Source organism: Trinickia sp. NRRL B-1857, assembly GCF_050470685.1.
Classification (GTDB): Bacteria; Pseudomonadota; Gammaproteobacteria; order Burkholderiales; family Burkholderiaceae; genus Trinickia.
In genome coordinates this window covers 2,159,347-2,174,563 of record NZ_JBFLUK010000001.1, presented here as the reverse complement: position 1 = coordinate 2,174,563, position 15,217 = coordinate 2,159,347, and the positions used below count along the sequence as shown (strand labels likewise).

General features: G+C 63.1%; 12 protein-coding genes. 9 read left to right on the top strand and 3 right to left on the bottom strand.

Annotated features, from left to right (window positions below):
- Nucleotides 1-28 precede the first annotated feature (28 nt).
- On the top strand, nucleotides 29-412 hold the full coding sequence (locus AB1286_RS09610) for a nuclear transport factor 2 family protein (protein ID WP_430363060.1): 384 nt from the start codon (nucleotides 29-31) through the stop codon (nucleotides 410-412).
- Between the two features lie 68 nt (nucleotides 413-480).
- Here AB1286_RS09610 and leuA read toward each other — a convergent pair whose 3' ends face one another.
- Both leuA and ybiB read right to left on the bottom strand, forming a co-directional pair.
- A complete protein-coding gene (leuA, locus tag AB1286_RS09605; protein WP_430363059.1) occupies nucleotides 481-2,157 on the bottom strand; it encodes a 2-isopropylmalate synthase in 1,677 nt (558 codons plus the stop codon).
- Nucleotides 2,158-2,515: 358 nt separating this feature from the next.
- The gene (gene ybiB, locus AB1286_RS09600; RefSeq protein ID WP_430363058.1) at nucleotides 2,516-3,463 is read right to left on the bottom strand and encodes a DNA-binding protein YbiB; all 948 of its coding nucleotides are present in this window, start codon (nucleotides 3,461-3,463) and stop codon (nucleotides 2,516-2,518) included.
- 180 nt (nucleotides 3,464-3,643) lie between these two features.
- On the opposite strand from ybiB, the gene AB1286_RS09595 reads away from it, so the two are divergent.
- Both AB1286_RS09595 and maiA read left to right on the top strand, forming a co-directional pair.
- Nucleotides 3,644-4,360, top strand: coding sequence for a fumarylacetoacetate hydrolase family protein (locus AB1286_RS09595; RefSeq protein ID WP_430365027.1), 717 nt, complete (start codon nucleotides 3,644-3,646; stop codon nucleotides 4,358-4,360).
- Between the two features lie 25 nt (nucleotides 4,361-4,385).
- The gene (gene maiA / locus AB1286_RS09590) at nucleotides 4,386-5,030 is read left to right on the top strand and encodes a maleylacetoacetate isomerase (protein ID WP_430363057.1); all 645 of its coding nucleotides are present in this window, start codon (nucleotides 4,386-4,388) and stop codon (nucleotides 5,028-5,030) included.
- A gap of 57 nt (nucleotides 5,031-5,087) precedes the next feature.
- Here the strand turns inward: maiA and ftsY are convergent, their stop codons facing one another.
- Nucleotides 5,088-6,326, bottom strand: a complete 1,239-nt coding sequence (gene ftsY, locus AB1286_RS09585; RefSeq protein WP_430363056.1) for a signal recognition particle-docking protein FtsY — start codon at nucleotides 6,324-6,326, stop codon at nucleotides 5,088-5,090.
- A gap of 256 nt (nucleotides 6,327-6,582) precedes the next feature.
- On the opposite strand from ftsY, the gene rsmD reads away from it, so the two are divergent.
- From rsmD to AB1286_RS09555, 6 genes are all read left to right on the top strand, one after another.
- Complete coding sequence (rsmD, locus tag AB1286_RS09580; protein ID WP_430363055.1) at nucleotides 6,583-7,203, top strand: 16S rRNA (guanine(966)-N(2))-methyltransferase RsmD; 621 nt, start codon at nucleotides 6,583-6,585, stop codon at nucleotides 7,201-7,203.
- Nucleotides 7,204-7,316: 113 nt separating this feature from the next.
- Nucleotides 7,317-7,811 (top strand): pantetheine-phosphate adenylyltransferase, encoded by a 495-nt coding sequence (gene coaD / locus AB1286_RS09575; RefSeq protein ID WP_430363054.1) that lies wholly within the window; start codon nucleotides 7,317-7,319, stop codon nucleotides 7,809-7,811.
- A gap of 215 nt (nucleotides 7,812-8,026) precedes the next feature.
- On the top strand, nucleotides 8,027-8,296 hold the full coding sequence (locus AB1286_RS09570; RefSeq protein ID WP_430363053.1) for a YfhL family 4Fe-4S dicluster ferredoxin: 270 nt from the start codon (nucleotides 8,027-8,029) through the stop codon (nucleotides 8,294-8,296).
- A gap of 397 nt (nucleotides 8,297-8,693) precedes the next feature.
- On the top strand, nucleotides 8,694-10,595 hold the full coding sequence (locus AB1286_RS09565) for a hypothetical protein (RefSeq protein WP_430363052.1): 1,902 nt from the start codon (nucleotides 8,694-8,696) through the stop codon (nucleotides 10,593-10,595).
- Nucleotides 10,596-11,225: 630 nt separating this feature from the next.
- On the top strand, nucleotides 11,226-12,929 hold the full coding sequence (locus AB1286_RS09560) for a hypothetical protein (RefSeq protein WP_430363051.1): 1,704 nt from the start codon (nucleotides 11,226-11,228) through the stop codon (nucleotides 12,927-12,929).
- 360 nt (nucleotides 12,930-13,289) lie between these two features.
- The gene (locus tag AB1286_RS09555) at nucleotides 13,290-15,179 is read left to right on the top strand and encodes a hypothetical protein (protein WP_430363050.1); all 1,890 of its coding nucleotides are present in this window, start codon (nucleotides 13,290-13,292) and stop codon (nucleotides 15,177-15,179) included.
- Nucleotides 15,180-15,217: the final 38 nt, after the last annotated feature.

Below are 15,217 nucleotides of genomic sequence, written 5' to 3'. Positions count from 1 at the left end.
TGCGTGCCGGGTGCAAGGGGGCGGTGCGATGGCTGCAAAGGTGATCGAGGCGATTCGGGCGCTCGAGCGCGATCGGTTTCGCGCGATGGTGGATGGCGACGTGCCCCTGCTCAATCAGTTGCTGTCCGACAGCGTGAGTTTCGTGCATACCAACGGCAAACGCGAGACGAAACAGCAGTTCATCGACGCCATCTCCGGCGGGCACCGTCGGTATCGGCAGATCGAGTTGCAATCGCAAGACGTGTTGCCCGTCGGCAGCGATACCTGTGTCGTTACGGGGCGCGCGCTGTTGGAGATCGAGGCGAACAACGGCGCGTTGCTGTTCCCGATCGCCTATACCGCCATCCAAGCCCAAGAAGGCGGACACTGGCGACTCGTCGCTTGGCAAGCGACGCGCTGCGCACTCGAGTAGAGCCGCGCAGCGCGCCGGTGCGTCTCGCCCGCTCGTGACGGGCGAAGCGCCGGTTGCTCGGCGAACGTTCAAGCCGCGGCCGCCTCGTCGGTTTGCGCTCGCTCCCATCGGAGCCGGTTCAACGCGCTCACGAGCGCGTCGGCGGCCGCCGTTGCCGGATTGATGTGCACGCCGGCGCCGTAGCGCGGGCCCTGGGCGCTCGTATCGGCCCCGCCTTCCAGCGAGCAGGCGACGAAAGCCGCGGTGCGTCCATCGCTCGTGGGAGCGGTCTCGACGTCGCCGATTCGTACGCGCTCGCCCGAGGCCCCCGACAGCGTATCTGCCATGGCGCGAACCCACGCTTCGCCGCTCTCGTACTCGGCGGCCGTGTCGATGCGGGCGAGCTCCCGGTGGCGCCATCGGATGCTTGCCTCGACGCGCTCGGCCGGTCCGGTCACCTCGAAATATTCACGCGAGAAGAGGGTGCATACGGCTTCGCCCGTTACTTCGGCACCCGAGTCGTCGGCGATGCGCTGCACGGCTTGGCTGAACTCGATCTGCACGCGGCGCGGCGGCGCGAAGCCGAGTCCCTGTTCGAGCAGGAAGGCGGCGCCGCCTTTGCCGGATTGACTGTTGACGCGGATCACCGCTTCATAGCCGCGTCCGACATCGGCCGGGTCGATCGGAAGGTACGGCACCTCCCAGAGCCGATCGCTTCGCTGTTGCGCCAAGCCCTTGCGGATCGCGTCTTGGTGAGAGCCGGAGAAGGCCGTGAAGACGAGTTCGCCCGCATAAGGGTGGCGCGGATGGACGGCGATCGCATTGCAGCGCTCGACCACGCGGCGCACGGCGTCGATATCGGAGAAGTCCAGACCCGGATCGATCCCCTGTGTATACAGATTGAGGGCCAGCGTAACGAGATCGACGTTACCCGTGCGCTCGCCGTTGCCGAACAGGCATCCTTCGATGCGATCCGCGCCGGCCAACAGCGCCAATTCGGCGGCCGCCACCGCAGTGCCGCGATCGTTGTGCGGGTGCACCGACAAGACGATGCTGTCGCGGTAGGCGAGGTTGCGATCCATCCACTCGATCTGGTCGGCGAAGACGTTGGGCGTCGCGGCCTCGACGGTGGCCGGCAGGTTGACGATCATCTTGCGCGCGGGCGTCGGCCGCCAGAGCGCACTGACCGCATCGCAGACTTCGCGCGCGAACGCGAGCTCGGTCATGCTGAACGTTTCGGGCGAGTACTCGTAGGTCCACTGCGTGCCGGGCCGCCGCTCGGCTTGTTCCTTGATCAGCCGCGAACCGTCGACCGCCAGTGCCTTGACCTCGTCCTTCGATGCGTTGAACACGATCCGGCGGAACGACGGTGCGATCGCGTTGTATTGATGGACGATCGCGCGGGGCGCGCCTTCCAGCGCCTCGAACGTACGGGCGATCAAATCGGCGCGCGATTGCACGAGCACTTCGATCGTCACGTCCTCGGGGATCCGTTTTTCGTCGATGAGCTTGCGCACGAAATCGAAGTCCGTCTGCGAGGCCGAGGGAAAGCCCACCTCGATCTCCTTGAAACCGATGGCGACGAGCATCTCGAAGAACTCGAGCTTGCGCTCGATGCTCATCGGTTCGATCAGGGCCTGGTTGCCGTCGCGCAGATCGGTGCTCATCCAAATCGGGGCGCGCTCGATGGTGCGATTGGGCCATTTGCGGCCGGCCAACTGCACGGGCGGGAAGGGGCGGTACTTTGCGGCAGGGTTGCGAAGCATGACGGACCTCGGTTCGTCGGGTCGTTTGCGAAACGCGGCGGATCGAGCGGCTGGCCGATTCGCGCTTGGACGCGATGCTGCCACGTCGGCGATTTCGCGATCCGTCCGAGCGGTACTCGGGCGAATGCTGACGACTACGGGTTGTAAAGGAACTGCGCTTGGGGGTGAAACGAAAAACGGCTTGGGATACTGCTGGAGGACCGCGCGGACGAAGCGCGGCGCTACGCCTGGCTTACGCTAGTCGTAGCGATAGGGGCCGCGCTAGGCGGCCGGAGGTAATTCGGAGGGGGTTCAGGATCGAACACATAAAGCGCACTCTATGACAGCGCGCAAGGCGCTGTCAACAGGACAAGCTTCGTCAGGTTCGCACAATCCGCACGATTTCCTGAACTTGGCGCTCGAGCGTGGGAGGAACCGGCGCATGTCCGTCCAAGACCGCGCGGATCCACTGCGCGGTCGTTTCGGCGTCGCGCGCGGACGGTAAATCGGGGCCGATGTCGTCGGGCGAGGACCGTTCGGGCGACACGAGCGTTTGGGCGACGCCGTCGTGAAGCCAATCGATTTGCACTTGGCGGCGCGTGTCGGCGACGGCTTCGCCTTCGGTGCCGCGGGCGAGTAAGGCGCCCCCGGCGGCGGCCTGCGGATGTCCGAGAAAGAGCGCGGCCAGACTGTCGCGATACGAAGGGTGCGTGTAGTTGACGAGCCTCAGGCCCGCCGGCGCGAACGGTTGCAAGATCTTGATCAGCGTATGCGTGGAGTTGCGCACGCCCATCACGCGCCGCAACGCGAGCAAGCGCGCGAGCTTGGGCGCCAACACCTCGACGGGAGCGAAGGCGACGCGGCGCTCGCCGAGGGCGGTCTCGATGTCCGCATGCGAACTCGACGCGGCGATGCCCAAGCACGCGAATATTTCGGCGCTCGTCACGCGGCCGGGGTCCTCGGTCACCCCGTGCACGAGCGTGGGCACGCCCTCCCGAGCGAGGAGCAACGCGAGCAGCGGCACGAGATTCGGTTGCTTGCGCGCGCCGTTGTAGCTTGGGATGGAGACCGCGCCTTGCACCCGCAGCGGCTCGATCGAGGCTTGCGCGGCGGCGAGCATCGCGGCGAGCTCCTCGGCCGTTTCGCCTTTCAGGCGGTAGGCGAGCAAGACGGCACCGAGCTCGACGTCGGAGACGCGACCGTCGAGCATCGCGGCATAGAGCGCATAAGTGTCGTCGGAGGAGAGCGAGCGGGCCCCATGCGGGCCGCGCCCGATTTCCTTGATAAAGCGGGCGCACGGGAAGCGATCGGCGGTGGATGCGGTCATGAGGCGCGAGGGGAGCGGCAATCGCTCGTGTAAGGGTGGAAGTTAGGCGAGTATCGCATTCCTCCGCGATCTGGCAAGCCGGCGCACCGCCGCCGGGAACGCGCTCGCGCTAAACTCGACGTTTTCGCCCAGCCTGAGCGCAGCGGTTCGCGGCGCTCGATGAACCATGGAGAAAGCGCGATGGAGTATGTATTTCCCCCGCCCCCGGTTGTCGCCGTGCCGATCGCCGAAAGCAGCGATGCCGCGAGCACGCGCGAGTGCTTCGCCGTGCGCCGTATTTACTGTGTAGGCCGCAACTACGCAGCGCACGCGCGCGAGATGGGGCACGACCCGGAGCGCGAGCCGCCGTTCTTTTTCTCCAAGCCCGCCGATGCCGTGGTCTACGTCCCGCCGGGAACGACGGGCGAGTTTCCCTATCCGTCGAGCACGCAAGACGTTCACCATGAGATCGAGTTGGTCGTTGCGATCGGCCGGGCCGGCCGCGATATCGCCGTCGAAGATGCCCTCGACCATGTCTATGGCTACGCGGTCGGCCTCGATATGACGCGCCGCGACTTGCAGGCGCAAGCTAAGAAAATGGGCCGCCCGTGGGATACCGCCAAGGGCTTCGATCACTCGGCGCCGCTCGGTCCGATCCACCCGGTGTCGCGCGTCGGACACGTCGAGCATGGCGCGATTTGGCTCGAGGTGGGCAGCGTCGAGCGGCAACGCTCGGATGTCTCGGCGCTGATTTGGTCGACGGCCGAGACAATCGCTTGTTTGTCGACGCTGTTCACGCTCCAGCCCGGCGACCTGATATTCACGGGAACGCCGGAAGGCGTTGCGGCGGTGGCCCGGGGCGACGTCATGACGGGAGGCGTCGAAGGGCTGGGCCAATTGAAGGTCCGCGTGGCGTGACGCCCGAATAAGGAGGAGACGATCGATGAAGCTTTACAGCTATTTCCGCAGTTCGGCCGCCTATCGCGTGCGCATTGCGCTGAACTTGAAAGGGTTGCCCTACGAATATGCAGCCGTGCATTTGCTGCGCGGCGGCGGTGAACAACTGATGCCCGAATATCGGCGCGTGGGGCCCGACGGCATCGTGCCGGCGCTCGTCGACGGCGACCTGGTGCTACAGCAGTCGCTCGCGATCATCGAGTATCTGGAGGAGACCCATCCGACGCCCGCGCTGTTGCCGAACACGCCCGGCGATCGTGCCTACGTGCGCGCGATCGCGCTGCAAATCGCCTGCGAGATCCATCCGCTGAACAACCTGCGCGTGCTCAAGTATCTGAAGCACAACCTCAACGTGGCCGACGAAGCGAAGGATGCCTGGTATCGGCATTGGGTGACGAATGGCTTCGACGTGCTCGAGCCGAGGCTTGCCGGCGATTCGCGTACGGGCAAGTTCGTCTATGGCGATACACCGACGATGGCCGATCTCGCCCTTATTCCGCAGGTGTTCAACGCGCAACGGTTCAAGGTCGACATGTCGCCGTATCCGACGATTGCGCGCATCTATGACGAGGCGCTGCGGCACGACGCGTTCGTGCGAGCGTCCCCCGAGCGGCAGCCCGACGCGGAGTAGCGGGCGGACGCGAGTCGCGCGCGTCGCAGGCTGGGCGTGCGCGGCTCGATGCTCGGCTTAACCGAGCAAGGCGTCGGCGAATTCCTCGGCGTTGAATGGCTGCAAGTCTTCCACCTTTTCGCCGACGCCGATGAAGTACACCGGCACGGGACGTTGGCGCGCGATCGCCGCCAAAATGCCGCCCTTGGCCGTGCCGTCGAGCTTCGTGACGATGAGGCCCGTGAGGGAGAGGGCGTCGTCGAACGCTTTGACTTGCGCGAGTGCGTTTTGGCCCGTGTTCGCATCGATCACGAGCAACACCTCGTGCGGCGAGCCGTCCTGTGCTTTGCCGATCACGCGCTTGACCTTGCGCAGTTCCTCCATCAAATGCAACTGCGTCGGCAGGCGGCCGGCCGTATCGGCCATGACGACGTCGATCTTGCGCGCGCGCGCGGCGCTCACGGCGTCGAAAATGACGGCCGCCGGATCGCCGCTTTCCTGTGCGACGACGGTGACGTTGTTGCGCTCGCCCCAGATTGCGAGTTGTTCGCGCGCGGCGGCGCGGAACGTATCGCCGGCGGCCAACAACACCGATTGATCGAATCGCTGCAAGTGCTTCGCGAGCTTGCCGATGCTCGTCGTTTTGCCGGCGCCGTTCACGCCCGCGATCATCATGACGAGTGGCTGCGCGCGTCCGAGCATCAGCGATTTTTCGAGCGGCTTGAGCAGATCGACGAGCAGCGTGCGTAGCGCCGCCTTCACTTGCTGCGGATCGGTTAGTCGTTGCGTGCGGACCTTCTCGCGCAACGCGCCGAGCAGGAATTCGGTCGCCTCGACGCCGGCGTCCGACATCAGCAATGCCGTTTCGAGCTCTTCATATAGTTCGTCGTCTATTTTCGTGCGAACGAAGATGCCGGTTAGGCCGGCGCTCGTTTTCGACAACCCGGAACGCAGCCGGGCGAGCCACGATTGCTTCTGCGCAGGCTCCGGAGCGGGCGGCGGGACGACCTCCTGCGTTTCGATTTCATCCGCTTGCTCGCTTTCGGCCATCTGCTCGACGATTGCCGCCGGGGCCGGCACGCTTGGCTGCACCTGCGCGGAGACGGGGGGCTGTGCGGCCGGGGCAGGGGCGATCGTGGGCGTGGTAATGGGGGACGGAGCTGCGGCCGGGACTGGCGTAGGCGCGGGCGCAGGCGTCGGCGCAGGGGCGGGCGCGGGTTCGCTGGCCGCCGGCGAGGGCGTTTCCGTGACCGCGCTGTCCTGCGACGGGGTATCGGGCGTCTTTCCGCCCTTGAATCGTTTGAAGAAGCTGAACATGATCTGCCGTGATGGATGCCGTGGCGAGGAGCCCGCGGCGGCAATGAATGGCGCGTGGCCGCGCATGCGCCGCGGTGGACCGGCAATGCGGCAATGCGCTCGATTAAGCGCGTCATTTTACCAGGCGCGCCGGACAAGGCGTGCGCCGGGCCGCTTCTCTCGAGCACGGCGGCGGCTGTGGTAACGTTGGCGGTCGTACCCGCGAGCCTTTGCCCGCGGACCCCATCGCTTTTCACTCTCACGCTTAGTTGCCCGCATGCCCCGTTCCCCATCCGCCTCCCGCGCCCCCGGCGCCGCGCAAGTCCGCGGCAAGTCGCATACCGTCCGCATCATCGGCGGCGATTGGAAGCGCACGCCGCTGCAAGTGCTCGATCTGGAGGGCCTGCGGCCGACGCCCGACCGCGTGCGCGAAACGCTGTTCAATTGGCTCGGGCAGCGGCTCGACGGCTTGCGCTGCCTCGATTTGTTCGCCGGCACGGGCGCGCTCGGCTTCGAGGCGGCCTCGCGCGGCGCCGCGCGCGTGCTGATGGTCGAGCGCAACGCCCGGGCGGCTCGCCAGTTGCGAGAGATTCGCGAGCGCTTGTCCGCCCAAGCCGTGGAGGTGGTGGAAGCCGACGCGTTGCGGCTCGCGCCCGGTCTGCCGCCGCGCTCGTTCGACGTCGTTTTCCTCGATCCGCCGTTCGGTGAGGCGCCTGCGCTTTCGCGTGCACTCGAATCGTGCGCACCGCTCGTCGCCGAGGGCGGCTATCTCTATGTAGAGTCGGGAGCAGCGCTTGAATTGGCCGAATGGGAGGTGCTCGCCGGCTGGCGTATCGCGCGACAGGGTAAGGCCGGCGCCGTACACTACCATTTGCTGCAACGCGAAAATGATGAATAATGCGCGTTTCCAGCAGCACTAGAAGACGCCGGCCACGGTAAGCCGGGTCAAGGCCGGGGGCATCGGTACCAGCGTGCCCGCGTCCCAAACAGGATGATGACAGGAGATGGTCGATGGTAGTCGCCGTGTACCCGGGTACGTTCGATCCGCTTACGCGCGGTCATGAGGACCTCGTTCGGCGTGCGTCGAGCATTTTCGATACGCTCGTCGTCGGTGTGGCCGACAGCCGCAACAAGAAACCGTTCTTCACGCTGCAAGAGCGGCTCGATATCGCACAGGAAGTATTGGGCCATTATCCGAACGTCCAGGTGATGAGCTTCAAGGGCTTGCTCAAGGATTTCGTGCGGGCCAATAACGCGCGCGTCATCGTCCGAGGTCTACGCGCCGTGTCGGATTTCGAGTACGAGTTTCAGATGGCTGGGATGAACCGCTATTTGTTGCCTGACGTCGAAACGATGTTCATGACGCCGTCCGATCAATATCAATTCATCTCCGGTACGATCGTGCGCGAGATCGCCCAACTGGGCGGCGACGTCAGCAAGTTCGTTTTCCCCTCGGTCGAGAAGTGGCTGAAGGACAAGGTTGCCGAGATGACGAAAGGCTCCTAGACGAGTTCCTCGATCTTGTAACTTCTCTGTACGGGCGAACTCGAAGGGGTCTAAAATGGCGGCGCCGCAGCAAAAGCACTCGCCACGCGTAAGCGTGGTGCCGGGTTTGCGGTGTCGGCTAGGAACGACATTCGGCAGCCGCATGCGGTGCGCCGGCGCAGCCGGTCGTGCCGCAACGCCGCCAGAAATCGTTCTACCGTTTTTCCGATGAGAGCATGGCTTTACTGATTACCGACGAGTGCATCAATTGCGACGTATGCGAGCCCGAGTGCCCGAACGACGCGATTTCGATGGGACCCGAGATCTACGTCATCGACCCAGCGAAGTGCACGGAGTGCGTCGGTCACTTCGACGAACCGCAGTGCCGGCAGGTCTGTCCCGTCGAATGTATCCCGAATGATCCGCAGTACGTCGAGTCGCCCGAAGGGCTCCTCGCGAAGTATCACGCGCTTCAAGCAAAGAAGGCCGCGGAAGGTAAGAGCTGATTGGGACGAAGCGCCGAATCTCGGCGTTGGCGACCAAGACAGGAACTTTGCCTCGTCGCCGAGAATTAGTGGGAACTTTGCATTCAGGTTGGAATCTTCATACGTCGTTGGTCGGAGCCCGCATCCGAATCTCTTCCGCCGACGCATCTTTTTGTCCGAAGTGCATCGTTGCCGGTGTCGATTGAGTTGTAATTCTGACGCCATCGGCTTCGCATATTACAAAACGTTCAATACTCGCCGGTTTGCATCGCGAGCGATTCGAACAATGCCGAACGCATTGCACAGTTAGCGTTCGGTTCAATCACGACTAGCAGCACATACGGGGTTCGCTGAATTCGATCGCCACTGCTACGCAGTGACGAGCCCCTTTTGCGCTATTGGTTTCATAGGTCATCTCATGCAATTCATTTTCAAGCCCCCCGCGCCCTGTTCATTAGGACTACTAAACATCGCGGTCGCTGCCGTCTACGCGTTCGCGAGTGCCGGCTCGACGCAAGCAAAGGCCGACACGCCGCCCACCAATTCCATTACGTGCTCGTCGCTAACGACGACGGCCGGCGGTACGCCCCATGGATTGATTTGGGCTGACACACCAGCGTCAAACGGCGTGCGTATGTTTCCGCAGAGCAGCGTTTTCGCACTCCAATTCGTGACGACCGCACCCGTGGCCGATCGTCTCAATTGGTCGATTCAGGACTATGCCGGCAATATCCGCGGCAGTGGAGCGTTCGACGTTCCCGCCGGAACGCGCACGTCCAACCTTTCTTGCACGAGCACGGCCAACGGCTATTTCGCGGTCACCGCGACGTTGAGCAGTGCGGGCGGAACGTTGCCGAGGGCCGGTACGCGGCCGGCCGGTATCGCGACGTTCGGCGTGCTGCCCAATGTGACGTGGGCACTGCCGCCCGCTACGTTCGATAGCCAGGATCAGCATCGCTTCGGCATGCAAGGCGAGAATGACAAGCCCGATCTGCTCGCCGCGCTAGGCGTCACGCAGTCGATCGACTGGCGCCAGATGTTGGTCAACGAGCCGGACGCGGCATACAGCTGGAAACCCACGGCAGCTCAGAGCGTGGCCCGTCTCGATCCGTTGTTCAAGACGGGGCAGGTCTCCCGCCTCGTGCGCTTGGACGGCGTTCCCGCATGGGCAAGCCGGACCGGCGCCGCCGAGCGCGACTCGTATGCGCCGAAGGACCTCTCGTATTTCCAAAATTACATGACGCGTGTTGCGGCCGATGCGAAGGCGATTCACGAGGCCTACTTCCCTAACATGCGCAACAACTACTATCAGGTGACGTGGGAGCCGCTGTGGGCGGACTCGGCGGAGAACTTCGTCGCCATGTACAAGGCCGCCTGGGAAGGCATTCACTCTGTGGACCCGCATGCCGTCGTGATGGGAGTGGCGAGTCCCGATCCCGGCACGACGGGATCGTGGTGCACGGCCAACTTGTTGCGCACCTACGCCCCGCTCGGCCTCATGAACTACATCGACGGGATCGCGACGCATGGCTACTATGCGAACCACGATTCGCCGGCGTTCCCGCCCGAGTTGTACGACACGAACCCGAATCCGTACTACCAACGCCAGGCGCTGATCCGTCAAATGCGCGATCTTCGGTCCGAAATGCAGTCGCTCAAGCCCAACATGAGGCTGTGGTCGACGGAGCTCGGTGTTGCCTACGATGCGGGTATCAAGTACGGCAACGGGATTTCGAGCAATCAGCTCTACGCCCAGGCAGCCGTCGCCGCGCGCGCGCACTTGATCGTGCTCGGCGAGGGCGCGCAAGTCACGTACTTCTTCTTCGGCGCGGATTATCCGGGCGAAGTCGGCTTCGGCACGTTCTTCGATCTCGATCATCCTCAAGGCGATTTCCACGCCGCGACGTTGAGCCCGAAGCCGGAGGCCATGGCGTTTGCCGCGATGACGCGCATCATCGACGGGACGGAAACGCTAGGACACCTGAACAATCTGCCCGCCACGGTTTACGGCTACGCGTTCCAGCGACTCGGCAACGGTCCTGTCGTCACGGCGCTGTGGTCGCACGACAATACGAAGTGGCCGACCTCCGCGGGCGTCTACAGCCAAAGCGCCAACACGACGTACGCGTTGACCGTGGATGGACCGGGCACGAGCGGCAAAGTGACTGTGTTCGACATGATGGGAAATCCCGCGATCGTGCGTTACACGAATGGCGTGGTCAACTTGGCGCTGTCCGAAACGCCGGTCTACGTAGTTTCGTCGAACGCCGATGCGATCAAGGCGAACGTCACGGCTCCGGTCGGTTACACCGGGCAGTAACCCACTCGCGAAATGCCGGGCGCCGGTCCGGCATTTCGCCGCTTCGCCCCGGCTTTGTCCCGCTTCCCATCCCTTCCCGCTCGTATCCCCATATTTGAGCAAGCCCTCTCGGATCGCAGCCCGATCCGCAGCCCTCGTCCGCTCGGACCCAAATCCCGATGAACCGCCGCTGCTGCTTGCCTTGTGGGAAATGCGCGCCGGCGCGCGCTCCGCGCGCGCTGTAGGAAACGTCTGACGCGCGACGCACCAGATATTACAGAAGGTTCAGTGCGTGCCGGATAGGCAACGGATCTGATCTGAACAATACTGCACGTACTGCAGGCCTAGCGTGAATTGCAACGCAACAAGCAGCGCACAGCAGGCCCCGCAAATCGATCGCCATTGCCCAGTATATGGCGAGCCAGTTCAGTGCATTTGGTCGACAGGTTACTCATGCAATTCATCTCGAAGTCATCCGCGTCCCGTTCGTTAGGATTCCTAAATATTGCGGCGGCCGCAGTTTACGCTTTCGCAAGTGCCGGGTCGACTGGCGCGAAGGCCCAAACGCCCCCGACCAATTCGATCATTTGCGCAGCTGCGACGACTACCTCCGGCGGTACGACCAACGGCTTGATTTCGGCCGATACGCCCGTGACCAACGGAGTTCGCCTCTTTTCGAGCGCGAGCACGTTCACGTTGCAATTCATCACGAACGCCCCGGCGGCCGATCATGTCAATTGGTCGGTTCAAGACTATCAAGGCAACATTCGCGGTAGCGGATCGTTTGCCGTCCCGGCCGGCGCGCAAACGTCGAAGCTGCTTTGCCACGCGACGGCAAGCGGTTACTTCGCGCTGACCGGTACGCTGAACAATGCGGGCGGAACGCTGCCGCGCGCCGGCACCCGTCCGGCAGGCATCGCGACGTTCGGCGTGTTGCCGAACGTATCTTGGGCGCTTCCGGCCGCGACGTTCACGAATCAGGATCAGCATCGTTTCGGTATGCAAGGCGAGAACGACAAGCCCGCGCTGCTCGAAGCATTGGGTATCACGCAAACGCTCGACTGGCGCCAACTCTCGAATATGGAGCCGTTCCGCGCGAACAGCTGGAATCCGACGGCAACCCAGAGCGTGGCCAACGTAGATCCGCTTTACAAGACGGGCAAGGTCTCGCGACTCGTCCGCTTGGACGGGATTCCCGCCTGGGCGAGCTCGACCGGCGCGTTCACGCAGGACACGTACGCACCGAAGGATTTCTCATACTTCCAAGGCTACATGGCACGCGTCGGCGCCGATACGGAGACGATCCGCAAGGCGTACTTCCCGAACATGAAGAACAACTATTACCAAGTGACGTGGGAACCACAGTGGATGGATTCCGCCGCCAACTTCGTCTCGATGTATAAGGCCGTCTACCAAGGTATTCACTCGACCGATCCGAACGCCGTCGTGATGGGCGTAACGAGCCCCGATCCGGGCACGGCCGGCAACTGGGGTACCGGTTATACGCTGCGCACGTATGCGTCGCTCGGTTTGCTGAACTACGTCGATGGCATCACGACGCACAGCTACTACGCGAATCACGTTTCTCCCGCGTACCCGCCTGAGTTGTACGACTCGAACGTGAATCCGTACTATCAGCACCAGGCGCTGGATAATCAACTGCGTGACCTTCGTTCGGAAATGCAGTCGCTCAAGCCCAATATGCGGCTGTGGTCGAGCGAGGTTGGCGTTGCGTACGATGCGGGCATCACGTACGCCAGCGGTCCGTCGACGAACCAGCTTTATGCTCAAGCGGCCGTTGCGGCGCGCACGCACCTGACGGTGCTTGGCGAAGGGGCGCAAGTGACGTACTTCTTCTACGGCTCGGATTACCCGACCGAAGTCGGCTTCGGAACGTTCTTCGATATCGTGAATCCGCAAGGCGACTTCCACGCGACGACGCTGAGCCCGAAGCCCGAGGCACTCGCTTTCGCTACGATGACGCGAATCATCGACGGCACGCAAACGCTGGGACACCTGAACAATCTGCCGACGTCGGTGTACGGCTACGCGTTCCAACGGATGGGTACCGGCCAGGCTGTGACCGCACTGTGGATGCACAACAATGCGAACTGGCCCACGAGCACGGGCGTCTACAGCCAAACCGCGAAGACGAACTACACGTTGACGGTCGACTCGCCGGGGACGAGCGGCAAGGTTACGGTTATCGACATGATGGGCAATCCGTCGATCCTGCCTTACTCGAACGGCGTGATCACCCTCACGCTCTCGGAAACGCCGATCTACGTGGTGTCATCGAACGCCAACGTCATCAAGGCTAACGTCACGGCGCCCGTCGGCTACACCGGTCAGTGATGCACCGTTAGTAGTCCTGAAATGAAATGCCAGGCCTTTGCCTGGCATTTTGTCGTTTCGGCCCGCTCGAATTGCATCTTCCTTCCCCCGCTCACCTCCCATACCACCGGGAAATTTTTCCTCGCGCCAGCGCTCGGCAGACTGTAGGAAAGTCCTGACGCGGCGGCACACACGTATGACAGAAGGTTCAGTGCGCGCCGGATAGGCAGCGAATGTGTTCTGAACAATACTGGACGTACTGCAGGCCTAGTCCGATTACCACTGCAAACAGCAGTACTTACCGGGGCCGCGGAAATTCGATCGCCATCGCTTCATATCTGGCGTACCCGTTTAGTGCCAATCGGTTGACAGGTGAGCTCCATGAAATCCGTTTTCAAACCGTCCTTCGCTCCTTCATTAGGACTCCTTAATATTGCAGCCGCGGCTGTGTACGCATTCGCCAGCGTCGGCTCGACGGGTGCGAAGGCCCAAACTCCGCCGGCCAACTCGATTACTTGTTCCGCGCCGACGACGACCGCAGGCGGCACCACTAACGGTTTGATCACGGCCGATACGCCGACCTCCGACGCGACACGTTTGTACGCGCAGGGCAGCGCATTCAAGATGCAATTCATCACGAATGCCCCGGGCGCCGATAGCGTCAATTGGTCGGTTCAAGACTACATGGGCAACATTCGCGGCAGCGGATCGTTCGCGGTCCCGGCCGGCGCGCAAACGTCCGTGCTGTCGTGCACGGGCACTGCAAGCGGCTATTTCGCCATTACGGGGACGCTGGGCAACGCCGGCGGCACGCTGCCCCAAGCCGGCACGCGCCCGACAGGTATCGCCACGTTCGGCGTACTTCCCAACCTCACGTCGGTGGTGCCGGCCGCCACGTATGCGAGCCAAGACCAGCACCGCTTCGGCATGCAGGGCGAAAGCGACAAGCCGGCGCTGCTGAACGCATTGGGCGTGACGCAGGCAATCGACTGGCGTCAGCTTTCGACGATGGAGCCGACCGCCCCCAATACCTGGACGCCGTCGCTCTCGAAAGTCGATCCGCTGTTCAAGACCGGAAAGGTCGCCCGCCTCGTGCGTCTGGACGGTTTTCCCGGTTGGGCGAGCCCGACCGGTGCCTTCCAGGACGACACGTACGCCCCCACCAATCTCACGTACTTGCAAAGCTACATGGGACGTGTCGGGAGCGATTCGGAGTCGATTCGCCAGGCGTATTTCCCGAACATGAAGAACAACTACTACCAGGTGACGTGGGAGCCGCAATGGGCGGATACGCCGCAGAACTTCGTGAACACCTATGCGGCCATCTATAAGGGCCTGCACGCGACGGATCCACATGCCGTCGTGATGGGCGTGACGAGCCCCGACCCGGGTATGGTCGGCAGCTGGTGCACCGGCTATACCTTGCAGACGTATGCGTCGCTCGGTTTGGCCAACTACGTCGACGGCATCACGACGCATAGCTACTACGCGAACCACGTTTCGCCGTCGTCGCCGCCTGAGCTGTACGATACCAGCACGAACGCGTACTATCAGAAGCAGGCGCTCGACCACCAGATGCAAGACCTGCGTGCGCAGATGCAACAGTTCAAGCCGAACATGCGCTTGTGGTCGACCGAGGTGGGCGTCGCCTACGATCCGGGTTCGACCTACGGCACGGGTCCGTCGAACAACCAGCTCTACGCGCAAGCCGCGGTTGCAGCCCGTGCACACCTGATCGTGCTCGGCGAAGGCGCGCAAGTGACGTACTTCTTCTACGGTTCGGACTATCCGGGCGAAGTCGGCTTCGGCTCGTTCTTCGACATCGTCGACGCACAAGGCAACTACCATGCAACGACGCTGAGCCCGAAACCCGAGGCGCTGGCCTTTGCCGCGATGACGCGCATCATCGACGGTACGCAAACGCTCGGACGCTTGAATGCCTTGCCGACGAACGACTACGGCTACGCCTACCAGCAGCTCGGCGGCGGCGCCGTCGTCACCGCACTGTGGACGCATGCCAACGTGAACTGGCCGACGAGCGCCGGCGTATATAGCCAAACGGCCAGCACGAGCTACGCACTGACCGTCGATGCACCGGGGACGAGCGGCAACGTGACCGTCATCGACATGATGGGTAACCCGACGCAGACGAGCTATACGAACGGTATCGTCAATCTGACGCTGACCGAAACGCCGATCTATGTCGTGTCGTCTAATGCGAGCGTCATCAAATCGCAGGTGACGGCGCCGGTGGGTTACACGGGGCAGTAAGACGGAAACGAAATGCCAGGCGCAAGCCTGGCATTTTG